Here is a 22493-nt window from a genome sequence, read left to right on the forward strand (position 1 = left end):
CTCCTCTACGCGACGACAATGCCGTCGGACCAGCGCTGAACGGTGCAAATCGACCTTAGTTGACCGTGGAGGGGATCGGCGGCGGGCGTACCGTGACTGGTGTGTCGACCGCGCCGAACAATCACTATCACCACCTGGCATTCGGCCCTGATTCCCTGAGCCGCCAACAACGCAACGGCAGCTACCTGGCCTACGGTCGGCACACCGAACGCGCCGACGACGGCCCGCAGCGCCTCGATGACCGCGAACTGCTGATGATCCGGCGGGCAGACCAGTTCTGCCTGTCCACCGTCACCCCGACCGGTTGGCCCTACTTGCAATACCGCAGTGGCCCAGCCGGATTCGTCCGGTTTCTGCCTGAGACCGGCCGGCTGCGGTTCATCGATCTGCCCGGCAACAACCAATTCGTGACCCTGGGCAACCTCGCCGCCGACAACCGGTTGGCGATGTTCTTCGTCGACTACCCGCGACGGACCCGGCTCAAGCTGTTCGGCCGGGGCACGGTGGTCGAGGACGGGCCGCAGCGGGAGATCGAGATCGCGGTCGAAGCGTTCGACTGGAACTGCTCGCGCAGCATCATCCCGCGCTTCGACCGCGAGTACCTGCGCCAACTGGGTGAGGCCTATCAGACCAAGTTCGCCGAGCGGGAGGCCGAACTGCAGGCCGAGATCGATGCGCTGCGGTCCCGGGTGACCGAGCTGGAAAGTGGAGCCCCCCGTCGGGATTGAACCGACGACCTTCGCTTTACAAGAGCGGTGCTCTACCACTGAGCTAGGGAGGCGCGGCCTCTTGAGGCCGGTGAAAGCCTAACCTGTCGGGGTCAGCTCTCAGATCCCGGCTGCTCTTGGCCGTCCTGGTCGATTACGCGCTGGGAGGCCACCGCCCGCGCGGCCGCGCGCTTGCCGCGCTGACGTCCCAACGGGATGCGCCCGGCGATGTTGCTCAGCGGGTTCACCGCGTCGTTCAGCACCAGCACTGCGTCGTACAGCTTGTCGACGGTCGGTGCCAGCCCGGCGAGCGTGTCGGCCACGTCGGCGAGCTTGAGCAGGGGGCTGCTCTCGGAGGCCAGCACGTCCAGTAGCCCGTTCTCGGCCAGTAGCCGATCGACCAGACCGCCCGGCTCGACGACCCGTGACAGGGGGCCGTCTTCGCTGGTCATCCGGTCGATGAGGCCGTCTTCGCCGATCACCTGGTCGACCAGGCCACCTTGTTGCAGAGCACGGGTGATCGGGCCGTTGTCGGCGCTGAGTCGATCCAGCAGGCCGCCTTCGGCGCTGAGTTTGTCCGCGATGCCGTCGGGCGCGAGTGCTCGGTTGAGCGGGCCGTTGTCTGCGGTGAGGCGGTCCAGCAGGCCGCCTTCGGCGCCAAGTCGGTCGATGACGCCGCCGGCCGCCAATGCCCTGGTGACCGGACCGTTTTCGGCGGTCATCCGGTTCACCAGGCCTGCTTCGCCCAGGACCTGGTCGACGATTCCGTTGGGCTGCAGGGCCCGGGTGATGGGGCCGTTGTCCGCGGTGAGCTGGTCGAGCAGTCCGCCCTCGGCGCTGAATTTGTCGGCGAGGCCGTCGGGTGCCAGCGCCCGGTTGAGCGGGCCGTTCTCTGCGGTCAGTCGGTCCAAGAGGCCGCCGTCGGCGCTGAGTTTGTCGACGATGCCGTCCCGCTGCAGGGCCCTGGTGACCGGCCCCTCTTCGGAGGTCAACCGGTCCAGCAAGCCACCGTCGGCCGTGAGCTGGTCGACGAGCCCGCCCGGCTCCAGTAGCCGGTTCAGTGGGCCATTTGGCGCGAGTGCCCGGCCCAGCGGTGCATCGTCGTCCATCAAGCTCGCCAGCCGGTTGATCCGTTCCAGTGCGTCGTCGAAGCCGAATATGCGACTCACCGGATTGCCGTGCGACCTGGCCGTGCCCTGGGGTGACGGTGATTCGCCGGCTCCGCCGGCGAGGCCGCGCTGTACCGCACTGACCGTTTCCCCGGCGATGCTCAACCCTGCGTCCGCGACCGCCAGCGTGAGTCGCACCGGAGCCGCGGCGAGGTCGGTCAGAGCTTTGCCGAGATTCATGCGGGCCAGTGTATGGCGACGATCACAGTTGCCGGAGCGGGGTGAACAAACCACCGGACAAACCGGGTCTGGGGTGCACTGATGCTGGGAGACCGCTGGGAATTTCTCCCAGCGTCTTCACAGCAATTTCGGAGGTTGGATGTAAGGGTCTCGGGGAACATGGGTTCATGGCGATGGCTGCAGTTCCTGAATCAGTCCCCGAAGCTCGGATTCTCGTCGTCGACGACGAGACCAATATCGTCGAGCTGCTCTCGGTCAGCCTGAAATTCCAGGGCTTCGAGGTACATACCGCGTCCAACGGGCCGGCTGCCCTGGACAAGGCGCGCGAGGTCAAACCCGACGCCGTGATCCTCGACGTGATGATGCCCGGCATGGACGGCTTCGGAGTGTTGCGTCGGCTGCGTGCCGACGGCATCGACGCGCCCGCACTGTTCCTGACCGCGCGCGACACCCTGCAGGACAAGATCGCCGGCCTGACTCTCGGCGGTGACGACTACGTGACCAAGCCGTTCAGCCTCGAAGAGGTGGTGGCCCGCCTGCGCGTCATCCTGCGTCGGTCCGGCCGCGGGATCGAAGAGCCACGCAGCGCTCGCCTGACCTTCGCCGACATCGAACTCGACGAGGACACCCACGAAGTGTGGAAGGCCGGCGAACCGGTTTCGTTGTCGCCCACCGAGTTCACCCTGTTGCGGTACTTCATCATCAACGCCGGGACGGTGCTCTCCAAGCCGAAGATCCTCGACCACGTGTGGCGCTACGACTTCGGCGGCGACGTGAACGTCGTCGAGTCTTACGTGTCCTACCTGCGCCGCAAGATCGACACCGGCGACAAGCGGCTGCTACACACCCTGCGCGGGGTTGGTTACGTCCTGCGCGAGCCCCGCTGATAGCGCGAAGCGCGCTTGCCTGACACGGCCCGGGATCACAAGAATCTGAATTCCTGGTTGGATATCGCCCAAAATGGGGTGATGGAACACCTGCGTGGCCGTGGCGTCCCGATGCGGGTCGGCCTGGTTGCGGCGACCCTGTCGCTGGTGGCCTGCGGGTTGCTGGCCTCCGGTGTCGCCGTCACCTCGATCATGCTGCACAGCCTGATCAACCGCGTCGATCAGACCTTGCTGGACGCCTCCCGCGGTTGGGCGCAGGCGCCCCGCCGGATACCTGCCACTCCTTACGAAGGCCCGAACCCGGCGCGGCCGCCGTCGAATTTCTTCGTGCGTGGAATCGACCCCGACGGCCGGGTCTGGATGGCCGTCAACGACAAGCACACCCAACCGAAACTGCCGGACAACAACGATGTCGGCCCGGTCCCGGTGACTGTCGGCACGGTCAAGGATTCCGACGTCAAGTGGCGGGCAGTGACGGTGCACGGACCGAACGGCGAACTGACCACTGTCGCCATCGATCTGTCCGACGTGGCATCGACGGTCCGGGCGTTGGCGTGGTCGCAGGTCGGTATCGGTGCGGCCGTGCTGTTGGTGTTGGGTATCGCCGGCTATGCCGTTGTGCACCGAAGTCTGCGTCCGCTGGCGGAAGTCGAGCAGACCGCTGCCGCGATCGCCGCGGGCCAACTCGACCGTCGGGTGCCCGAACGCGATCCACGGACCGAGGTCGGCCGATTGTCGTTGGCGCTCAACGGAATGCTCGCGCAGATCCAGCGTGCGGTGGCGTCTTCGGAGGAGTCCGCGGCCAAGGCGCGTATCTCCGAGGATCGGATGCGTCGGTTCATCACCGACGCCAGCCATGAGCTGCGAACGCCACTGACCACGATCCGCGGTTTCGCCGAGCTGTACCGCCAGGGCGCTGCCCGCGACATCGAGATGCTCATGGGGCGCATCGAAAGCGAAGCCCGGCGGATGGGAATCCTGGTCGAGGACCTGTTGATGTTGGCCCGAATGGATCAGCAGCGGCCGCTGGAGCATGTGCATGTCGATCTGCTGGTGCTGGCCAGCGATGCGGTGCACGACGGGCAGTCGATCGCTCCGCAGCGCAAGGTCACCATGAAGGTGTTCGACGGTCCCGGGACTCCCGAGGTGCTCGGTGACGACGCGCGGCTGCGTCAGGTGCTCGGCAACCTGATGGCCAATGCGCTGCAGCACACCCCGGACACCGCGACGATCACCGTGCGGGTCGGCACCGTCGGCAGTGACGCCGTTCTGGAGGTCTGCGATGAGGGCCCGGGTCTGACCCAGGAGGACGCCGACCGGATCTTCGAGCGGTTCTATCGCACCGATTCTTCGCGGGCACGCGCCAGTGGCGGGACCGGTCTGGGCCTGTCGATCGTCGACTCGCTGGTGCGGGCCCACGGCGGCACCGTGAAGGTCAACACGGCCCCGGGTAAGGGCTGCCGGTTCACCGTCAGCCTGCCGCGCATCGTCGACGCGGGGTCAGCCGAGGGCAGCGAGGATCTTGGCCTGAGCTTCGTCGAGTGACTCCGGTGACGGATTGCGGTCGACGTTCGCGAAGCCGAAGTCGGACAGGTTGCGGGCCGGGAACACATGCACGTGCAGGTGCGGCACCTCCAGCCCGGCGATGATCACGCCGGCGCGAGGCGCGTCGAAGGCTTGGCAGACGGCCCGGCCGAGGCGCTGCGACACCGCCATCACCTTGTTGAACAGTTCGGGGTCGACGTCTTGCCAGTTGTCGACCTCGGCGCGGGGGACCACGAGTGTGTGGCCGGGTGTCATAGGCTCGATGGTCAGGAAGGCAACCACGTCGTCGTCCTCGTAGACGAAACGGCCCGGCAACTCGCGATTGATGATCATGGTGAACACGGACGGCATGGGCATGAGCATGCCACGCGCAGCGCACCCAGCAGGTTCCCAGTCGGGCGCCAGAGCACTGGCAGCCACGTCGGACACCGTGGTTGATGTGACCGACCTTGCCGACACCGGTACGGCCGGGGTAGCAGAGGGGGCTGCCGTCTCGGAGCCCACGTATGTGCTCGACATCGTGATCCCGGTGTACAACGAGGAACGTGCGCTGCCCGGGTGCGTGTGCCGCCTGCATCAGTTCCTGGCCGCCGAGGTGCCGTATCCGGCTCGGATCACGATTGTCGACAACGCCAGCATCGACCACACGCTCGATGTGGCGCATGAGCTTTCGGCGCAATACGACAACGTTCAGGTCATCCACCTGGATCGCAAAGGCCGTGGCGGTGCGCTGTACACGGCGTGGATGGCGTCGTCGGCTGAGGTGGTCGCCTACATGGATGTCGACCTGTCCACGGATCTGGCCGCGTTGATGCCGTTGGTGGCGCCGCTGATCTCCGGGCATTCCGATGTCGCGATCGGCTCACGGCTGTCCGCGTCGTCGCGGGTGGTGCGCGGCCCGAAGCGTGAATTCATCTCGCGCTCATACAATTTGATCTTGCGGACGTTGTTGGGCGCACAGTTCTCCGACGCCCAGTGCGGGTTCAAGGCGGTGCGGACCGAAGTGGCTCGCCAACTGCTGCCGTTGGTCGCCGACACCGGCTGGTTCTTCGACACCGAATTGTTGGTGATCGCCGAGCGTGCCCGTCTGCGCATCCACGAGGTGCCGGTCGACTGGATCGACGACCCGGATTCGCGGGTGGACATCGTCAAGACCGCGGTCGACGACCTCAAGGGCTGCTGGCGGGTGGGCCGGGCGCTGGCCACCGGTGCCCTGCCGATTCGTGAACTCCAGGCCAGCCTGGGCCGCGAACCGTTGGTGCCCGGTGTGCCGATCGGCATGGTCGGCCAGATGGTGCGTTTTGGGATCGTCGGTGTGCTCAGCACCTTTGCCTATGCGCTGCTGTTCCTGGTGCTGCATCCACTGATGGGTGCGCAGGCGGCCAACCTGACGGCGCTGCTGCTGACCGCGGTCGCCAACACCGCGGCCAACCGCGCCTTCACGTTCGGTGTGCACGGCAGGCGCGGGGTGGCGCGACATCAGGTGCAGGGACTGGTGATCTTCTTTTTCGGATTGGCCATCACCAGTGGGTCGTTGTTGGTGCTGCACCACTTCGGCCTGACCCGGGACCGGGTCATCGAGCTGTCGGTACTGGTCATCGCGAATCTGGTGGCCACCCTGGTGCGATTCGTCGCGTTGCGGCGGGTGTTCGGTGCGCATCGGCACCGCGAATCGCTGTAATACTGGCGCCGAGATGGCAACTATTGCCGAAAAATCCGCCTGATAACGCTAAAAGTTGCTGTCTCGGCGGCTATTTGAGGCTATTTGATCAGGGCGGCTAGTTCGTCGACGGTCCACGGCGGCGACGGGTCATGATCCCGGTAGGCAATGAAACCCGGTGTTTGCCGGGCGAATTCACCGACGAATCCACCAGCGGCAATGAAGATCCGCCCGGTCACCTGCGCGGCCAGTGAACTGGCCAGGTAGGCGTAGGTGGGCGCCACGTACGCCGGGGGAGCGGCATTCAACGCACCGGCCATGCTGACGTCGTCGAGCAGGCCGCGCCGGTTCAGCTCGGTGATCTGCGCTTGGTAGTCCGGTCCGGTCGACAAGCGGGTCTTGGCGCCCGGGCACACCACGTTGGCCCGTACGCCATGTTCTTTCAGTTCGGCCGCGATGGCCAGGGTCAAGGCGTTGACGGCGCCCTTGCCGGCTGGATAACCGGTGCCGCCGTAGTCGCCGAGGAACGCGAAAGAGCTTGTGTTGACGATGGATCCGCCACCTGCGGCCACCATCCGCGGCGCCGCCGCGCGGCAGGTTTCGAATGTGGTGTTCAGGTGGGTGTCGAGCAGATCGCGGAATTGCGCGCTGGTCACATTGAGGATCGAGGATCCCAGCGGCTCGGCGGTCCCGGCGCAATTGATCACGATGTCGATGCGTCCGAATTCGCGGACGCAGGTGTCGATCAAGGCATCGGCGACGCTCGGGTCGGCCGGCGAGCCGGGAAAGCCGATGGCACCCGGAATGTCTTGCGCTGCTTGCTCGACCGCGTCAGCGTTACGGCCGTTGAGGACGACGGAAGCCCCATGGGCGGCCAGCAGTCGCGCCACCTCGAGCCCCACGCCGCGGGAGCCGCCGACCACGACGGCCCCGCGGCCGGAGAGCTGAGAGTTAATCAGCAGCCTCTTCGAACTTCATCGCTTCCAGGTTCCAGTAGCCACGCAGGTTCGTGATCAGACCGGCGTCGTTGACCTTGTAGGTGAATACGCCGCGCACCGTGGCGGTGAAGCCGTTCGGGAATTTGGTGCACAGCACCAGGATGTAGGCGATCTCATTGGGAGAGCTCGACGGGAACGTGTCCTCGACGGTGACCGTCAGCTGATTGGGGCCGATGTTGTTGTCGTAGAAGGCGGCCATCGCCTCCTTGCCCTTGACGCCGGTGCCGTCCGGATTGGTGACGGCTTCGCCGATCGGGTCCTCGACGACGATGTCGTCGGCCATCAAAGCCAGCCAGCCCTCACGGTCGTGGCTCTGCACACAACGCCACGACGACTGCGACGCGGCGACTACGGGGTTCTCGGACATGGGTTTTCGCTTTCTTTGGACGCCGAAACGGCATTCCAGCAGACGATTTACTCGACGTTTTCCTGCTGGAATGCCGTTTCGTGGGAGAGATGGTTACCGGTCGGCGTCGGTGTAGCGGATGACGCCGCGGATGTTGCGGCCCTCCAGCATGTCCTGGTAGCCGTCGTTGATCTGCTCCAGCTTGTACTGCCGGGTGACCATGTCGTCGAGGTTCAGTCGGCCCGCCTTGTACATGGCGAGCAGCGACGGGATGTCGTGGTGCGGGTTGCCGCCACCGAAAATGGTGCCCTGCAAGCGCTTCTGCAGCAGGGTCAGCATCGACAGGTTCAGTTTCACGTCGAGGCTGGCCATGTTCGCCACCGCGGTCACCACGCAGGTGCCGCCCTTGCTGGTGATGTTCAGGTAGTTGTCGATGTCCTCGCCGTGTAGCTCACCGACGGTGACGATGGTCTTGTTGGCCATCCGGCCTTCGGTCACTTCGGCGACTCCGGCCATCGCACTGTAGATGTCCGGGTAGGCATGGGTGGCACCGAACTTGAGTGCATTGTCGCGTTTGAACTCCACCGGGTCGACGACGAAGACGTTGCGCGCGCCGGCGTTGAGCGCGCCCTGCAACGCGCCGGTGCCGACCCCGCCGACGCCGACGATGCAGACGTCCTCGCCGGGGCGCACGTCACCGCTGCGCACTGCCGAGCCGTAGCCGGTGGTGACGCCGCAACCGACCAGGCAGGCCACCTCGAACGGGATGGACGGGTCGATCTTCACCACAGAGCTCTTGTGCACCACCATGTACGGGCTGAAGGTGCCCAGCAGTGTCATCGGCAGCACCGGTGTGCCGTCGGCGGCGTGGACGCGGTGGGTGCCGTCGGAGACCGCTGTGCCGGTCAGGAGGTACATGCCCAGGTCGCACAGGTTGCGCATGCCGGCCTGACACGACGGACACTCACCGCACGACGGAATGAACGACAACACCACGTGATCGCCGACGGCGATGTGGTCGACGCCGGGGCCGACCTCGACGACGATGCCGGCGCCCTCGTGACCGCCGAGGACAGGGAAGCCTGCCATCGGAATGTCACCGGTCACCAGGTGGTGGTCGGAGTGGCACATACCCGACGCTTCCATCTGGATCTTGACCTCGTCCTTGACGGGGTCGCCGATCTCGATCTCCTCGATCGACCACGGCTGATTGAACTCCCAGATCAGGGCGCCCTTTGTCTTCATCGTTGAATCCTTAGCTCGGGTAGAGGCCTTCGACCATCTAAGTTACCTAGGTCACATAAGGAAACGCCAGGGGGTCAGGTCACCAGATGGGTACCGGAGCCTCGCCCAGCGGGTAATACCCCGGCAGCTTCTCGCCGGCCAGGCTGCGCTCGATGCGTTTCTGCATGCCTGCCGACAATTTCCCGTTGGTCATCAGGTCCAGGTACAGCTTCTGCACGTGGCCGAAGTCGAAGAAGTCGCGTTGCCAGACGATTTTCGGGGTGCCGCCCGCATCCTCCAGGCGGAACCAGCTCCCGCCGATGCCATAGATTTCACGCTCGGTGGCGGTGGGATCCGAGGGATCGGTGACAACCTGCTTCCAGAAGCCGACGACTTCGCCCTGCTTGTCGTCGATGATCACCTTCTGGTACGGGTACTTCCAGCCCTCCAGGCCTTCCATCTCCAAACCCAGTGCGATGTCCCGGATTTCGGCCTTGCCGATGCACATGACATCTTCCTTCGGGCCGATGTTCCAGCCGTAGGTGGAGTCCTCGGTGTAGAAGTCGGCCATCGGCTTCCAGTCGCCGGCGGCCTCGGCGTCGCGGTTGACCTGCAGCCAGTGATCGACCCACTCTTCGAGCTGTTTGCGGGGGAATGACGTCATTGTCTCAATCCTTTCCTAAAAATCCGATGTCTCAGAGTCGATTTCGCGGATGAACAGGGCTTGGGTGGGGCACATCTCGACGGCCCGCTCGATCTCCTCGCGGGCCTCGTCGGGCGGCGTCTGATCGAGGATCTCGACGGTGCCGCGCTTGGGTACGTTGAAGTAGTCCGGCGCCTCCAGCGCGCACATGGCGTGCCCTTGGCACAGATCGGCGTCGACCTCTACGCGGTAGCTGCCCATGATTAGCCGCGCTTCCGGTACCGCACCTTGGCCGGCCGAGCCAGTTGAACGACCATCTTGGAATGGTCGTTTCGGTAGGTCTCCGGCGGCTGCGCCATCTCGAACTCGTACTCGCGCAACAACACCGAGAAGATCGCCTTGATCTGCATCTGGGCGAAGGCCGCACCCACGCAACGGTGCTTGCCTGCGCCGAACGGGATCCAGGTCCACCGGTTGAGCAGGTCTTCCTGCCGCGGCTTGTCGTAGCGGTCGGGGTCGAACGCATCCGGGTCGGGGAAGTCCTCGGGGATGCGGTTGGAGATCGCCGGTGAGGCGGCCACCATCTGGCCCCGGTGTATCGGGTGCCCTGCGACCTCGAACTCGTCCTGGGCCACCCGCATCAGAATGATCAGCGGCGGATGCAGGCGAAGCGTCTCCTTGAGGGCGTTGTCCAGATTCGGAATCTGCCGCAGTGCATGGAAACTGACTTCCTGGCCGTCGGAGTAGAGGTCGTCGAGTTCATGCTGGACCTTGGCATAGAAGTCGGGGTGGCGCAGCAACTCGATGAGCGTCCACGACGACGTGCCGGAACTGGTGTGGTGCCCGGCGAACATCAGCGAGATGAACATACCGGTGACCTCGTTGGCGGTGAAGCGCGGATCGCCCGCTTCATCCTTGATCGAGACCAGCACGTCGAGCAGGTCTCGATCGCTCTTGTCCTTGGGCGGGTTGGCAATTCGCCCGTTCATGACTTCCTGCACCAACTCCACCAGGTTGGCCCGGGCCTCGTCGCGGATGCGGAAGCTCTCGATCGGGAGGTAGGGGTCGACGTAGCAGAGCGGGTCGGTGCCGCGCTCGAGCAGGTGGTAGTAGTTCGCGAACCGCGAATCGAGCTGGTTGCGGAACTTCGGGCCGATCAGGCAGGCCGTCGAGGTGTAGATGGTCAACTCGGAGAAGAACTCGAGCAGGTCGATTTCTCCTGACTCGCCCCAGTTTTCGGTCATCCGCCGCACTTCGTGTTCGATGGTGGCGGCGTGGCCCTTCATCTGCTCACCGCGCAGCGCGGTGTTGTGCAGCATCTCTGCCCGGCGCTCGGGATCGGCGTCGAACACCACGCCCTCCCCGAAAATCGGCGTCATGAACGGATAGGCCTCGGCCTGGTTCAGTTCACTGTCGGTGGAGCGGAAGAAGAACTCGTTGGCTTCGGACCCGCTCAGCAGCACCACTTGCTTGCCGGCCAATTGAAACCAGCCGACGTCACCGCACTCGTCACGGATGCGCTGCATCAGACCGATGGGGTCGGTGCGGAACTCCTCCAGGTGGCCGTGTTTCTCGGCACCACCCGAAACCCGTTGTACCTCTGTCACGGCGGTCATTCTCCTGGCATCCCTTCTTCGCCCAATGCGAGCTTCTGGCGGTCCGTGGTCTTGGCGAGCGGAGCTTCGGGCTGAAGCTCCATGTTGGCGATGAAGCCGCCGCGCGGGGTCTCCGCGACGAACGTGATGGCCCTGGCCAGGTCGGCGGCCCGCAGGAAATAGCTGTGCCGGGCCTGACCCCACTTGGCCCAATCCTCAAGGGCCGGGCCGATTTTCTCCGCGGAGAGGCTCCAACCCATCGAGGTCATGGTGGGGCCGGGGTGCACGATCGAAGCCCGCACGCCCGTGCCTTCCAGTTCCATCTGATAGTTGGTCACCATCGCGACCAGACCGGCCTTGGCCGCACCGTAGGCGCCCATGTGCGGGCGCTGACGTAGCGCCACGTCGGAGCCGACGAAGATCAGGTCACCGCGCTGGCGTTCCACCATGCCGCCGACGACTGCGGTGGCCATCCGGTTGGCGCCGACCAGGTGGATCTGCAGTTGATCCGCGAACTCGTCGGTGGACATCTCGTGCAATTTGCCGAAGTTGGTGTCACCGGCCCCGGCAACCAGAACCTCGATATCGCCGAGTTTGGCGGTGGCATCGGCGACGAACTTGCTCACCGAATCGGTGTTGGTGACGTCCAGCGGTAACGCGATTGCCTCGCCGCCGTCGGAGTTGATCTGCTCGACGAGTTCCTGGCACTTCTCCACCCGGCGCGCGCCCAGGGCGACCGGGAACCCATGCTTGGCGAGTTCGAGTGCGGTGGCGGCGCCGATGCCCGACGACGCACCCGCGACAATGGCGGGCCGACGGGCGGGTAGGGGATCAAAACGGGCCATTTAGCTTGCCTCTCAGGGTGTTCAGCGGGCGACGACGGTGATCGGAAGGTGCGCGAAGCCACGGACGCTGCTGGAGTGGACGCGGACGGCATTGGCCTCGTCCACCTCATAGCCGCGGATGCGTTTGAACAACTCGGCCAGCGCCACCCGGGCCTCCATCCGGGCCAGGTGGGCGCCCAGGCAGAAGTGGGCGCCGCTACCGAAACTGATCAGCTTGGAACCGATGTCGCGGCCGATGCGGTATTCGTCGGGGTTCTCGAACGCCCGCTCGTCACGATTGGCGGAGCCGGCCAGCAGTAGCAGCACGTCGCCGGCCGGGATGGTGGTGTCGTAGAAGGTGATGTCTTGCACCACGGCCCGGGCCAGCAGCTGGCTGGAGGTGTCGTAGCGCAGCGTCTCCTCGACCCACAGCGGAATCAGTTCGTGGTCGTCGAACACCGGGGTCAGCTGATCGGGATTCTTGAAACCCCAATATGCCGCGTTGGCAAGCAGTTTGGTGGTGGTCTCGTTGCCTGCGACCACCATCAGGAACAGGAACGCCATGATCTCGTCGTCGGTGAGCTTGTCGCCGTCGATCTCGGCCTCCACCAATGCCGAGGTGAGGTCGTCGGTCAGCGCTTTGCGGCGCTGCTTGACCATGTCGGCGTAGTACACCAAGAGTTCGCCGGACGCGGCGATCGCCGCGTCCGGGACGTCGGCCACCCCGTCCTCGCGATGCATGACGCCGTCAGCCAGTGCCCGGATGCGCACCCGGTCTTCGGTTGGGACGCCCATCAATTCGCTGATCACATCCATCGGCAGCTTGCCGGCGAAGTCGTCGACGTAGTCAAAGCTGTTGTTCTGCAATGCTTCATCGAGATGTTGAACGGCGATTTCGGTGACCCGGCCCTCCAGCTCCCGGATGCGCCGCGGCGTGAAGCCTTTGGAGACCAAGGTGCGCAGCCGCAGATGCGCCGGATCATCAAGGGCCAGAAAGGACATCACCCGATGGGCTTCGTTGTTGCGGGAGATCGGGTCCAGCGAGACGCCATGCTTGTTGGACAGTGCGGTGCTGTTGCGGAAACCCTGCAGCACATCCTGGTGCCTCGACAGCGCCCAGAAGTTCAGTTGGTCGTTGCGGTACAGCGGCGCCTCGTCCCGGAGTCGGCGGTAATAGGGGTACGGGTCTTCGTGGAAGTCGTAGTTGTAGGGGTCGAGCACCAGGTTGTCCTGGGGCGAGCGGAGCGACGGGGATTGGTCGTGGGGCGAGCGGAGCGACGGGGATTGGTCGTGGGGCGAGCGGAGCGACGGGGATTGGTCGTGGGGCGAGCGGAGCGACGGGGATTGACTGGAGCTTGTTGTCATTTCTCTCCCAGGATGAGGCTGACCACGTAGGACAGGCGGTCGGCGATCTGGTGGTAGGTGTAGGCGCCGCTGCCCGCGTTCACGAGTGCGCCGAAGTACGTCATCTCCAGCGCCGACACGACACGCGAGTCGGCGTCCGGCCCGACGGCTGAGCGGATGCGGCGGTGGATTTCGCCACCGATTCGATCGCGCACCTTTCGGACCGTTTCGTCATTGCCGGACAGCAGTGCGGTGGTGCAGGCTGCGGCGACCTCGGGTTCGTCGGCGACGACCAGGGCCAGGCTCCGCAGTGCCTTTTCCACCCGGACGACCATCGGTTCGTTGACGTCGGTGAAGTACGGCACCTGCCTGACCATGTCGAGGTACACCTCGGCGATCAGATGGTTCTTCGACGAGAAGTAGGTGTAGGCAGTGGCCGGCGCGACCTGAGCCCGGGCGGCGACGGCCCGCACCGTCAGATCGGCGTAGGAGGACTCGCGGAGCATCTCCCGGCCCGCGGTCAGGACTTTGCGGAAGGTTTCTTCCTGACGGCGGTTGCGGGGCGGCTCGCTGGGATCGCTGGCATCTGTGATGGCAACCACTGCATCGCTGGACACATGTCCAAGTTAGCCGATAGCGGAGCGGCTGCGCAAGATTTCGTCTGAAAATTGCACTTCAACCCGGCTATTTGGGCAGTATTCACCGGTTGCTTTCGTTCTACCCTTGCCACTCGGCCGGGGGTCGAGTTATGGTTCGACGGAACCTAGTCGGACACTTGTCCAGAAACGTGGGAGAGCGCAGATGGCCTTGCTGGCTGATCGTGAAAGTCGTCTTCTGATCGACGGCAAACTGGTGGCGGGCTCGGCGGGGACCTTCCCGACCATCAATCCCGCGACTGAGGAAGTGCTCGGCGTCGCGGCTGATGCCTCGATGGCGGACATGAGTGCCGCGATCGGCGCCGCCCGCCGGTCCTTCGACGAGACCGACTGGTCGACCAACGTCGAGCTGCGGGTGCGTTGTCTGCGTCAGCTGCAGCAGGCCATGCGTGACCACGCCGACGATCTGCGGGAGCTGACCATTGCCGAGGTCGGCGCACCCAGGATGCTGACGGCCGGTGCTCATTTGGATGGTCCGGTCGAGGATCTGAGCTTTGCAGCCGACACCGCCGAGGGCTACCGGTGGACCACTGATCTGGGTTACGCGACGCCGCAGGGTATTCCGACGAACCGGACCGTCGCGAGGGAGGCCATCGGCGTAGTCGGTGCGATCACCCCGTGGAACTTTCCGCACCAGATCAACCTGGCCAAGATCGGCCCGGCACTCGCCGCCGGCAACACCCTGATCCTCAAGCCCGCGCCGGACACCCCGTGGATGGCGGCCGTGCTGGGGGAACTGATCACCGAACACACCGACTTCCCGGCCGGTGTCGTCAACATCATCACCTCCAGCGATCACGGCGTTGGTGCGCTGCTGTCGAAAGATGCCGGCGTGGACATGGTTTCGTTCACCGGCTCGACCGTCACCGGCCGTGCCGTGATGACCGACGCGGCAGTGACCATCAAGAAGGTGTTCCTGGAACTCGGGGGCAAATCTGCGTTCCTGGTCCTCGACGACGCCGACTTGGCCGGCGCCTGCGCGATGTCGGCCTTCACCGCCGCCATGCACGCCGGCCAGGGTTGTGCCATCACCACTCGGCTGGTGGTGCCCCGATCCCGCTATGACGAAGCCGTGCAGATCGCGGCCGCCACCATGGGTGGTATCAAGCCCGGCGATCCTTCGAGCCCACGCACCGTCTGCGGCCCGGTCATCTCGGCCCGTCAGCGCGACCGGGTGCAGAGCTATCTCGACCTGGCCATCGAAGAGGGCGGCACCTTCGCCTGTGGCGGTGGGCGCCCGGCAGATCGGGACACTGGATTCTTCATCGAGCCGACAGTCATTGCCGGATTGGATAATTCGTCCCGAGTGGCTCGCGAGGAGATCTTCGGACCGGTGCTCACGGTGATCGCCCACGACGGCGACAACGACGCGGTCCGGATTGCCAACGATTCACCGTACGGCCTGTCCGGCACAGTGTTCTCGGCTGATCCTGCGCGCGCGGCCGGGGTGGCGGCGCGGATGCGGGTCGGGACCGTCAACGTCAACGGCGGCGTCTGGTACTCCGCCGACGCCCCGTTCGGCGGCTACAAGCAGTCCGGCAACGGCCGGGAGATGGGCATCGCAGGGTTCGAGGAATACCTGGAAACCAAGTGCATCGCCACGTTGGCGACCTAGAACTGTTGGCTGACAAGGATCAGACGAGAGGAAATCATGGGACGGTTTGAAAACAAGGTCGGCATCGTCACCGGGGCCGGTGGTGGCATCGGCCAGGCCTACGCAGAGGCGCTCGCTCGCGAGGGTGGGGCGGTCGTGGTCGCCGACATCAATTTCGAAGGTGCGCAGAAGGTGGCCGACGGCATCAAGGCCGAAGGGGGCACCGCGCTGGCCGTGCGAGTCGACGTCTCGGACATCGACTCGGCCAAAGACATGGCTGCACAAGCACTCGCGGAGTTCGGTGGCATCAACTACCTGGTCAACAATGCCGCGATCTTCGGTGGCATGAAGCTGGACTTCCTGCTGACCGTGGATTGGGACTACTACAAGAAGTTCATGAGTGTGAACCTCGACGGCGCGCTGGTGTGCACCCGTGCGGTGTACCGCAAGATGGCCAAAGGTGGCGGCGGCTCCATCGTCAACCAATCCTCCACGGCGGCATGGCTTTACTCCAACTACTACGGCCTGGCCAAGACCGGTATCAACGGCCTGACCCAGCAACTGTCCCGGGAACTCGGCGGCCAGAACATCCGGATCAACGCCATCGCGCCGGGACCCATCGACACCGAGGCCAACCGCACCACCACGCCGCAGGAGATAGTCGCCGACATCGTGAAGGGCCTTCCGCTGGCCCGCCTCGGCCAGCCCGAGGATCTGGTGGGCATGTGCTTGTTCCTGCTGTCCGACGAGGCCAACTGGATCACCGGGCAGATCTTCAATGTCGACGGCGGACAGATCATCCGGTCGTGAGTGAGCAGGGGGCACAGATGAGTGAGCAACTCAGACTCGGGTACATCGGCCTCGGTAACCAGGGTGCGCCGATGGCGAAACGTCTTGCCCAGTGGCCCGGCGGGCTGGTGGTTTTCGATGTGCGTGTCGAGTCCATGACACCGTTGGCCGAACTCGGTGCCACCCTCGCGGACAGCGTCGCCGACGTGGCCGTGGCCGACGTGATCAGCGTGACCGTGCTCACCGACGCGCAGGTCCGTGATGTGGTTGCGCAATTGGCCGAGCATGCCGGGCCCGGGACCGTGATCGCGATACACTCCACCATCGAGCCGGATACTGCTGCCGAACTCGCCGAGCAGCTGCGGCCCAAGGGAATTCATGTCGTGGACGCTCCGGTGAGTGGTGGCGCCGGAGCGGCGGAAAAGGGCGAACTGGCCGTCATGGTCGGTGCCGATGACGACGCGTACGACAAGGTCAAGCCGGTCTTCAAGCAGTGGGCCTCGATGGTCGTTCGGGCCGGCGAGCCCGGCGCCGGAACCCGGATGAAGCTGGCCCGCAACATGCTGACCTTCATCGGTTTCGCGGCCGCCTGCGAGGCGCAGAAACTCGCCGAGGCAGCGGGTATCGACCTGCAGAAGCTGGGGCGGGTGGTGCGGCACAGCGACGCGCAGAGCGGCGGGCCGGGCGCGATCATGGCTCGCGACGACACCAAACCGCTGGCCCCCGACCACTTCCTGTACAACATGTTCGTTCACACGCGCGGCCTGGCCGAGAAGGATCTGGGACTGGCGCTGGGACTGGGTTCAGCGGTGGGAGTTGAGCTTCCGCTGGCGGAGATCGCGTTGGCCAACATCGCCGAGGGGCTCGGCGTGCCGCATACGAAGGAGCACTGATGGACGAGTTGCGCGCCAAGGGCTTGGCGAAGATGAACGAGGTGTACGGCTGGGCGATGCCGGACATGCCCGGTGATTACTTCGCGCTGACCGCGGACCACCTGTTCGGCACCATCTGGACCCGCCCAGGTCTGTCCATGCGGGACAAGCGGTTGATGACGCTGACTTGTGTTACTGCCCTGGGTATTTCAGAGTTGGCCGAGATTCAGGCCAACGCGGCACTGGCCAACGAGGAGTTCACCGAGGAGGAGCTCAAGGAGGTGGCGATCTTCCTGACCCACTATCTGGGCTTCCCCCTGGGCTCCAAGCTCGACGGCGTGGTGACCAAGGTGGCCAAGGCCCGGAAGAAGGCGGCCGAGCAGGGCCAGGGTGAGGACCGCAAGGCCAACGTCAATGCGGCGGTGAAGATGCATTCCGGGGGCACCATCGATGACAAGTAGGTATGCGTCGCTGTCGCGTGCCGAACTGGCGACGCTGGTGCCCGAGCTACTACTGATCGGCCAGCTCATCGATCGGTCTGGAATGGCTTGGTGCATCGCTGAATTCGGTCGCGAGGAGATGCTGCAGATCGCCATCGAGGAGTGGGCCGGGGCCAGCCCGCTCTACACCAAACGGATGCAGCAGGCGCTGAAGTACGAAGGCGTGGACATCATCACGATCTTCAAAGGCCTGCAGCTCGATATCGGCGCGCCTCCGCAGTTCATGGACTTCCGGTACACGGTGCATGACCGGTGGCACGGCGAGTTCCACCTCGACCACTGCGGTGCGCTGCTGGACGTCGAGCCGATGGGCCCGGACTACGTGCGCGGCATGTGTCACGACATCGAGGACCCGACCTTCGACGCCACCGCGCTGGCCACCAACCGGCGTTGCCAGGTTCGTCCGATCCACCGCCCGCCGCGCCTGCCCGCGGACCGAAACCCGCACTGCGCGTGGACCGTCATCATCGACGAGTCCTACCCCGAGGTCGGGTTCATCCCGCAGCTCGACATCGTGGGCGCCAGCCACGCCTACAAGTGCGAGCTGGCCGCGATCGATGCCTCCGACGAAGGACAGGCCGATTACTCCGGCGTGCTGATGAGCGACTTCGATTTCGCCGGCTTCTCGCACTCGGCCCTGGTGCGCATCGCCGACGAGGTATGCCTGCAGATGCACCTGCTGATGCTGTCGTTCGCGCTGGCGGTACGGGTGCGCTGCAACGGTGACGCCGAGAAAGAGCGGTCGATCCGGACCAAGGCGCTGACCGGCATCGCCGGCGTCGCGGCCGAGCGGATACACCAGGCGCTGAAGCTGTCGTCGGACCCGGCGGGCGCGCTGCGGCTGCTCGAACTGCACCCCCTGGTCAATCCGGCGGCCTATATATCCGTGGACTTTTCGTCCGAGTCGGCCCACGTGCATGCCTCGCCCGCCCACGAAGACGATGCCTGGATCGCGCTGGTGTCACCGGCTTCGGAGCTGCCGATGCAGGCGATCGCGGCCGGCGTGAATCCGCTACTGCGGGCCGAGGTGTCGGGTACCGACACCGACTGGACCGTGCGATTCATCGAAACAGACACCCCGGCAAAGGAATTGGGTGAGGTGGCGGTGTGCAAGATCAGCGGCGGTGCGTCTTGGGTGTTCGAAGAACGCAAGTCCCTGCCATTGACGGTGCTCTAGCTGGTACCGGCGACTCAGGGCCTGCGCAGCGACTCGAATTCGTCGCCGAGCGCCGCAATGCGCCGGGCCACGCTCGCCAGCTCATGGTGTGAGCGCTCGACGATCTCGGCCATGTCGGAACTGGCCTTGCTGATGGTGGACCACAGCGTGCGATCCGCGGCGGTGGTGGCGTGGCCGGCGGTGTCGGTGACCCATTGCTTGAGCGCGTCGAGATCACGACGCCCGGCGAGTACGACCTCGGCGGACCGGGTTATCTCGGCGCCCAGACGCTCGTCGAGTTCGGCGATCTGTCCCAACCGCGCCGCGTGCTGCGTATTCGTGTCGGCGTAGTCGGCCGAGGCCGCACCTTCCCAGTGCGCACCGGGCCCGGCCGACTGCACGGTGCCCTGAAGCTCGCGGAGCTGTGCGCTCTTGTCGAATACCGAACCATCGTGTGGCGTGCCCTCACCGAACATCGAGCGGGCCCGGCCCCACGTCGACAGGAATGCATCGAGAGCGTTCACCGGTGATGGCCTCCTCGGGTGCGTCGAACGTACTCAGTCTAAGGCGGGTTGTCGGCCGTCCTCCGCACCAATTAGCGCGCCACCGGCGCGGCGATTGCCGGTGCCACCCACCGACGCAGATACGCACGCAACTCCTCGCCCCGACGTGGCGGCCGGCCTGGGTCGATCACGAACGACTGGATGGTCCGCAGCAGGTGCTCGGCCAGCTCGGACAGCTCGACATCGGTGAAACCACAAGCCGCCCAGTCGACTTCGAAGCGCTCCAGCATGGTGCGGGCAAATCCGACCGCGACATCGGAGGTGACATCGGCACTGAACGCATTGGCTCGGTCGGGCGACAGGAGCAAGCCCACCCGGTTGTCCTCGGGCAGCCATTCCAACGTCGATGCGACGGCCTCGACCGCGGCGTCCGCCGGCGAGGTTATCCCGGCCACCTGCGCAGCCAGCCGTTCCTGGAAACCGGACGCGGCCCGGGTGGCGGCGGCGGTTAGCAGGGCGTCGGTGCTGGGGAAGTAGCGGTACACGGTCTGCCGGGTGACGCCCAGCTTGCGGGCGACGTCCGCGATGGAGAAGTCGGCGCCGCGCGAGTCGATGACTTCGTCCGCGGCGGCCATCACGCGCGTGATCGCCTCGTCATCGCTGGCCGGCGCGAGGCCGCCCCATCCGTGGGTGCGCACCGGCAAATCCTAGCGGTAGGACACGGCCAGCTGTTTGACGCCGTTGATCCAGCCGGACCGAAGCCGTTGCGGTTCGGCCAGTTTGGCGATGTCCGGAATCTGGTCGGCGATCTCGTTGAAGATCAGCTTGATCTCCATCCGGGCCAGGTTCGCTCCGATGCAATAGTGCGCGCCATTGCCGCCGAAGCTCAAGTGCGGGTTCGGGTTCCGCAGAATATTGAAGCGGAACGGATCTTCGAACACGGACTCGTCGTAGTTGGCCGAGCTGTAGAACAGCCCCGCCCGTTGGCCCTTGCGGATGGTCACCCCGCCGAGCTCGACGTCCTCCAGCGCGGTGCGCTGGAAGCAGTGCACCGGGGTGGCCCAGCGGACGATCTCGTCGATCGCCGTATCGGGACGGGAAGTCTTGTACAGCTCCCACTGGTCGGGGTGCTCGAAGAATGCGTTCATGCCGTGCGTCATCGCATTGCGGGTGGTCTCGTTGCCGGCCACCGCCAGCAGGATGACGAAGAAGGCGAACTCCACGTCCGAGATGCTCTCGCCGGCCCCATCTCCCATGTCGGCCTGCACCAGCCGGGTCACGATGTCGTCGGCCGGACAGCTCCGCCGCTGTTCGGCCATGTTGTACGCGTAGCCCATCAGTTCGGCATTGGCCATCGTCGGATCCGAGTCGAAGTCCGGGTCGTCGGTGTTCATGATGGCGTTGGTCCAATGGAAGAGCTTTTCCCGGTCTTCCTCGGGCACGCCGATCAGGTCGGCGATCGCCAGTAGCGGCAGCTTCATCGCGATGTCGTCGACGAAATCGCCGCTGTCCTTTTCTGCGGCATCCCGCACGATCTGCCGGGCCGCGACGGCCAGCTTCTCCTCCAGCACGTTGACCGCGCGCGGCGTGAACAGTCGCGAGACGATCTTGCGCAGCCGGGTGTGCTCCGGGGCGTCGTGGTTGATCAGCAGCGCTTTGGTCAGGTCCAACTGGTCGGAGGTGACGCCGTCCGGCAGCCGCATGACGGCGCCCTTGGCGTTGGTAGACCACTGGTCGCTGTTCTTGGAGATCGTCTTGATGTCGTCGTGGCGACTGATCACCCAGTAGCCGCCGTCGTCGAAGATCGACTCTTCCTGCTCGTTCCACCAGACCGGCGCGGTCTTGCGCAGCTGCGCGAACTCGGTCACCGGGATGCCCTGCAGCAGGACGTCGGGACTGGTGAAGTCGAACCCTTTACCGAACGGGCAGGTGGCAGTCATGAGTGCGACCATACACTGTGACGCACACTGTATGGCCACATCGGGTTAGGCGCTGCGCGGCCAGCTATTAGGGTGTGGCTGTGCGCGTCCTCGTGATCGGCTCCGGTGCCCGTGAACATGCCCTGTTGCTCGCTCTGAGCCGAGACCCTCAAGTCGACTTCCTGGCCGTTGCTCCCGGCAACGCCGGAACCTCCGCGGTTGCAGAGCAGCACGATGTGGACATCACCTCCGCCGATGAGGTGACCGCGCTGGCCAAGCGACTGGGCGCTGATCTCGTGGTGATCGGGCCCGAGGTCCCGCTGGTCCTCGGCGTCGCCGACGCGCTGCGCGCCGCGGGTATCGCGTGTTTCGGCCCGAACCGCGGTGCCGCCCGGATCGAGGGATCGAAGGCCTTCGCCAAGGACGTGATGTCCGCTGCCGGCGTGCGTACCGCGAGCAGCGAGATCGTGGACAACCCGGCCCACCTGGACGGCGCGCTGGATCGCTTCGGTCCGCCCGCCGGCCAGCAGGCCTGGGTGGTCAAGGACGACGGCCTGGCCGCAGGCAAGGGTGTGGTGGTCTCCGCCGACCGGGAGGCTGCCCGCGCACACGCCGCCAGCCTGTTGGAGTCGGGGCACCCGGTGCTGCTGGAGTCCTTCCTCGACGGCCCCGAGGTGTCGCTGTTCTGTGTCGTCGACGGCGAAACCGTGGTGCCGCTGCTGCCTGCGCAGGACTTCAAGCGTGTCGGAGACAACGACAGCGGACCCAACACCGGCGGCATGGGCGCCTACACTCCGCTGCCCTGGTTGCCCACCTCGGTGGTCGATCAGATCGTTGACGAGATCGTCAAACCCGTTGCTGCCGAACTGGTTCGACGCGACGACTCATTCTCCGGGCTGCTGTACGCCGGGTTGGCCATCACCTCCCGCGGACCCGCCGTCGTCGAGTTCAACTGCCGCTTCGGGGACCCCGAGACCCAGGCGGTGCTGGCCATGCTCGAGACGCCGTTGGGCGCACTGCTGAATGCGGCCGCCACCGGCACGTTGGCCACGCTCGGCGAACTGCAGTGGCGCGACGGCTCCGCGGTCACCGTGGTGGTGGCCGCCGAGAACTATCCGGGGCGCCCGCGGGTCGGCGATGTGATCACCGGTTCGGAGGCCGCCGGGGTGCTGCACGCCGGCACCACTCGCCGCGATGACGGGGCCGTCGTCTCCTCGGGGGGCCGGGTGCTGTCGGTGGTCGGCACCGGCGCCGATCTGGCCGCCGCGCGCGACGAGGCCTACCGAATCATCAAATCAATTCGCTTGCCGGGCAGCCACTTCCGCACCGACATCGGGCTCGCCGCCGCCGAAGGCCGCATCGCCCTGTAGCTCGGCGCGAAC

At 65.4% G+C, this 22493-nt stretch carries 24 protein-coding genes and 1 tRNA gene; 10 read left to right on the top strand and 15 right to left on the bottom strand.

Translation table 11 applies throughout. The features are described 5' to 3' along the window. The first annotated feature begins 101 nt into the window (after positions 1-101). Positions 102-728, top strand: coding sequence for a pyridoxamine 5'-phosphate oxidase family protein (locus tag ABIA30_RS15055; RefSeq protein ID WP_370066669.1), 627 nt, complete (start codon positions 102-104; stop codon positions 726-728). Here ABIA30_RS15055 and ABIA30_RS15060 read toward each other — a convergent pair. Beyond that, positions 707-781: transfer RNA gene (locus tag ABIA30_RS15060), tRNA-Thr, on the bottom strand. The two genes, ABIA30_RS15055 and ABIA30_RS15060, sit on opposite strands and share 22 nt — an antisense overlap. A gap of 39 nt (positions 782-820) precedes the next feature. After that, a complete protein-coding gene (locus ABIA30_RS15065; protein WP_370066671.1) occupies positions 821-2056 on the bottom strand; it encodes a hypothetical protein in 1236 nt (411 codons plus the stop codon). 167 nt (positions 2057-2223) lie between these two features. Between ABIA30_RS15065 and ABIA30_RS15070 the strand changes: the two genes are divergently transcribed. Together ABIA30_RS15070 and ABIA30_RS15075 are read left to right on the top strand one after the other, a co-directional pair. Further along, positions 2224-2943, top strand: coding sequence for a response regulator transcription factor (locus ABIA30_RS15070; protein WP_370066673.1), 720 nt, complete (start codon positions 2224-2226; stop codon positions 2941-2943). Positions 2944-3024: 81 nt separating this feature from the next. Continuing rightward, positions 3025-4488, top strand: coding sequence for a sensor histidine kinase (locus ABIA30_RS15075; protein WP_370066675.1), 1464 nt, complete (start codon positions 3025-3027; stop codon positions 4486-4488). Here the strand turns inward: ABIA30_RS15075 and ABIA30_RS15080 are convergent. Next, positions 4444-4839: an HIT family protein gene (locus ABIA30_RS15080; protein ID WP_370067108.1), complete on the bottom strand. Its 396-nt coding sequence runs from the start codon at positions 4837-4839 to the stop codon at positions 4444-4446. The two genes, ABIA30_RS15075 and ABIA30_RS15080, sit on opposite strands and share 45 nt — an antisense overlap. Before the next feature lie 88 nt (positions 4840-4927). Between ABIA30_RS15080 and ABIA30_RS15085 the strand changes: the two genes are divergently transcribed. Continuing rightward, the gene (locus tag ABIA30_RS15085) at positions 4928-6169 is read left to right on the top strand and encodes a glycosyltransferase (RefSeq protein WP_370066677.1); all 1242 of its coding nucleotides are present in this window, start codon (positions 4928-4930) and stop codon (positions 6167-6169) included. Positions 6170-6249: 80 nt separating this feature from the next. On the opposite strand, the gene ABIA30_RS15090 is transcribed toward ABIA30_RS15085, so the two are convergent. The 9 genes from ABIA30_RS15090 to ABIA30_RS15130 form a co-directional block, all read right to left on the bottom strand. Further along, on the bottom strand, positions 6250-7071 hold the full coding sequence (locus tag ABIA30_RS15090) for an SDR family NAD(P)-dependent oxidoreductase (RefSeq protein ID WP_370066679.1): 822 nt from the start codon (positions 7069-7071) through the stop codon (positions 6250-6252). 28 nt (positions 7072-7099) lie between these two features. Then, positions 7100-7513 (bottom strand): ketosteroid isomerase family protein, encoded by a 414-nt coding sequence (locus ABIA30_RS15095; protein ID WP_370066681.1) that lies wholly within the window; start codon positions 7511-7513, stop codon positions 7100-7102. A gap of 93 nt (positions 7514-7606) precedes the next feature. Beyond that, the gene (locus ABIA30_RS15100; protein WP_370066683.1) at positions 7607-8737 is read right to left on the bottom strand and encodes an NDMA-dependent alcohol dehydrogenase; all 1131 of its coding nucleotides are present in this window, start codon (positions 8735-8737) and stop codon (positions 7607-7609) included. A gap of 79 nt (positions 8738-8816) precedes the next feature. Next, positions 8817-9380 (bottom strand): nuclear transport factor 2 family protein, encoded by a 564-nt coding sequence (locus tag ABIA30_RS15105; RefSeq protein ID WP_370066685.1) that lies wholly within the window; start codon positions 9378-9380, stop codon positions 8817-8819. A gap of 15 nt (positions 9381-9395) precedes the next feature. Further along, entirely contained in the window at positions 9396-9620 is a 225-nt protein-coding gene (locus ABIA30_RS15110) for a ferredoxin (protein WP_370066687.1), read from the bottom strand. A gap of 2 nt (positions 9621-9622) precedes the next feature. Further along, a complete protein-coding gene (locus ABIA30_RS15115) occupies positions 9623-10975 on the bottom strand; it encodes a cytochrome P450 (RefSeq protein ID WP_370066689.1) in 1353 nt (450 codons plus the stop codon). Then, a complete protein-coding gene (locus ABIA30_RS15120) occupies positions 10972-11799 on the bottom strand; it encodes an SDR family oxidoreductase (protein ID WP_370066690.1) in 828 nt (275 codons plus the stop codon). The genes ABIA30_RS15115 and ABIA30_RS15120 overlap by 4 nt, the downstream gene beginning before the upstream one ends. Positions 11800-11820: 21 nt before the next feature. Further along, positions 11821-13002, bottom strand: coding sequence for a cytochrome P450 (locus ABIA30_RS15125; protein ID WP_370067110.1), 1182 nt, complete (start codon positions 13000-13002; stop codon positions 11821-11823). Between the two features lie 137 nt (positions 13003-13139). Further along, a complete protein-coding gene (locus ABIA30_RS15130) occupies positions 13140-13739 on the bottom strand; it encodes a TetR family transcriptional regulator (RefSeq protein ID WP_370066692.1) in 600 nt (199 codons plus the stop codon). 184 nt (positions 13740-13923) lie between these two features. Between ABIA30_RS15130 and ABIA30_RS15135 the strand changes: the two genes are divergently transcribed. From ABIA30_RS15135 to ABIA30_RS15155, 5 genes are read left to right on the top strand one after another with little or no spacing between them, the layout of a single operon-like run. Then, positions 13924-15393 (top strand): aldehyde dehydrogenase, encoded by a 1470-nt coding sequence (locus ABIA30_RS15135; RefSeq protein ID WP_370066694.1) that lies wholly within the window; start codon positions 13924-13926, stop codon positions 15391-15393. A gap of 36 nt (positions 15394-15429) precedes the next feature. Continuing rightward, positions 15430-16182: an SDR family oxidoreductase gene (locus ABIA30_RS15140; protein WP_370066696.1), complete on the top strand. Its 753-nt coding sequence runs from the start codon at positions 15430-15432 to the stop codon at positions 16180-16182. 17 nt (positions 16183-16199) lie between these two features. Beyond that, positions 16200-17054 carry an NAD(P)-dependent oxidoreductase gene (locus ABIA30_RS15145; protein ID WP_370067112.1) on the top strand — a complete coding sequence of 285 codons (855 nt, stop codon included), beginning with the start codon at positions 16200-16202 and terminating at the stop codon, positions 17052-17054. Beyond that, a complete protein-coding gene (locus tag ABIA30_RS15150; protein WP_370066698.1) occupies positions 17054-17494 on the top strand; it encodes a carboxymuconolactone decarboxylase family protein in 441 nt (146 codons plus the stop codon). Before ABIA30_RS15145 ends, ABIA30_RS15150 begins: the two co-directional genes overlap by 1 nt. Continuing rightward, positions 17484-18710, top strand: a complete 1227-nt coding sequence (locus tag ABIA30_RS15155; RefSeq protein WP_370066700.1) for a hypothetical protein — start codon at positions 17484-17486, stop codon at positions 18708-18710. Before ABIA30_RS15150 ends, ABIA30_RS15155 begins: the two co-directional genes overlap by 11 nt. 14 nt (positions 18711-18724) lie before the next feature. Here the strand turns inward: ABIA30_RS15155 and ABIA30_RS15160 are convergent, their stop codons facing one another. From ABIA30_RS15160 to ABIA30_RS15170, 3 genes are all read right to left on the bottom strand, one after another. After that, a complete protein-coding gene (locus ABIA30_RS15160; protein ID WP_370066702.1) occupies positions 18725-19213 on the bottom strand; it encodes an EspA/EspE family type VII secretion system effector in 489 nt (162 codons plus the stop codon). 71 nt (positions 19214-19284) lie between these two features. Beyond that, positions 19285-19890, bottom strand: coding sequence for a TetR/AcrR family transcriptional regulator (locus tag ABIA30_RS15165; protein WP_370066704.1), 606 nt, complete (start codon positions 19888-19890; stop codon positions 19285-19287). A 9-nt stretch (positions 19891-19899) separates the two neighbouring features. Next, positions 19900-21132, bottom strand: a complete 1233-nt coding sequence (locus ABIA30_RS15170) for a cytochrome P450 (protein ID WP_370066706.1) — start codon at positions 21130-21132, stop codon at positions 19900-19902. A gap of 80 nt (positions 21133-21212) precedes the next feature. Here ABIA30_RS15170 and purD point away from each other — a divergent pair, with 80 nt between their 5' ends. Further along, positions 21213-22481: a phosphoribosylamine--glycine ligase gene (gene purD / locus ABIA30_RS15175; RefSeq protein ID WP_370066708.1), complete on the top strand. Its 1269-nt coding sequence runs from the start codon at positions 21213-21215 to the stop codon at positions 22479-22481. Positions 22482-22493: the final 12 nt, after the last annotated feature.

It is taken from the genome of Mycobacterium sp. MAA66 (assembly GCF_041261665.1).
Classification (GTDB): domain Bacteria; phylum Actinomycetota; class Actinomycetes; order Mycobacteriales; family Mycobacteriaceae; genus Mycobacterium.

Excerpts from the sequence above, each read along its gene's own strand:
- ABIA30_RS15110 (WP_370066687.1), bottom strand. The coding sequence starts at position 9,620 with ATGGGCAGCTACCGCGTAGAGGTCGACGCCGATCTGTGCCAAGGGCAC.
- ABIA30_RS15080 (WP_370067108.1), bottom strand. The coding sequence starts at position 4,839 with ATGCCGTCCGTGTTCACCATGATCATCAATCGCGAGTTGCCGGGCCGT.
- ABIA30_RS15150 (WP_370066698.1), top strand. The coding sequence starts at position 17,054 with ATGGACGAGTTGCGCGCCAAGGGCTTGGCGAAGATGAACGAGGTGTAC.
- ABIA30_RS15155 (WP_370066700.1), top strand. The coding sequence starts at position 17,484 with ATGACAAGTAGGTATGCGTCGCTGTCGCGTGCCGAACTGGCGACGCTG.
- ABIA30_RS15135 (WP_370066694.1), top strand. The coding sequence starts at position 13,924 with ATGGCCTTGCTGGCTGATCGTGAAAGTCGTCTTCTGATCGACGGCAAA.
- ABIA30_RS15100 (WP_370066683.1), bottom strand. The coding sequence starts at position 8,737 with ATGAAGACAAAGGGCGCCCTGATCTGGGAGTTCAATCAGCCGTGGTCG.
- ABIA30_RS15095 (WP_370066681.1), bottom strand. The coding sequence starts at position 7,513 with ATGTCCGAGAACCCCGTAGTCGCCGCGTCGCAGTCGTCGTGGCGTTGT.
- ABIA30_RS15075 (WP_370066675.1), top strand. The coding sequence starts at position 3,025 with ATGGAACACCTGCGTGGCCGTGGCGTCCCGATGCGGGTCGGCCTGGTT.
- ABIA30_RS15120 (WP_370066690.1), bottom strand. The coding sequence starts at position 11,799 with ATGGCCCGTTTTGATCCCCTACCCGCCCGTCGGCCCGCCATTGTCGCG.
- ABIA30_RS15105 (WP_370066685.1), bottom strand. The coding sequence starts at position 9,380 with ATGACGTCATTCCCCCGCAAACAGCTCGAAGAGTGGGTCGATCACTGG.
- ABIA30_RS15140 (WP_370066696.1), top strand. The coding sequence starts at position 15,430 with ATGGGACGGTTTGAAAACAAGGTCGGCATCGTCACCGGGGCCGGTGGT.
- ABIA30_RS15115 (WP_370066689.1), bottom strand. The coding sequence starts at position 10,975 with ATGACCGCCGTGACAGAGGTACAACGGGTTTCGGGTGGTGCCGAGAAA.
- ABIA30_RS15145 (WP_370067112.1), top strand. The coding sequence starts at position 16,200 with ATGAGTGAGCAACTCAGACTCGGGTACATCGGCCTCGGTAACCAGGGT.
- ABIA30_RS15170 (WP_370066706.1), bottom strand. The coding sequence starts at position 21,132 with ATGACTGCCACCTGCCCGTTCGGTAAAGGGTTCGACTTCACCAGTCCC.
- ABIA30_RS15070 (WP_370066673.1), top strand. The coding sequence starts at position 2,224 with ATGGCGATGGCTGCAGTTCCTGAATCAGTCCCCGAAGCTCGGATTCTC.
- ABIA30_RS15065 (WP_370066671.1), bottom strand. The coding sequence starts at position 2,056 with ATGAATCTCGGCAAAGCTCTGACCGACCTCGCCGCGGCTCCGGTGCGA.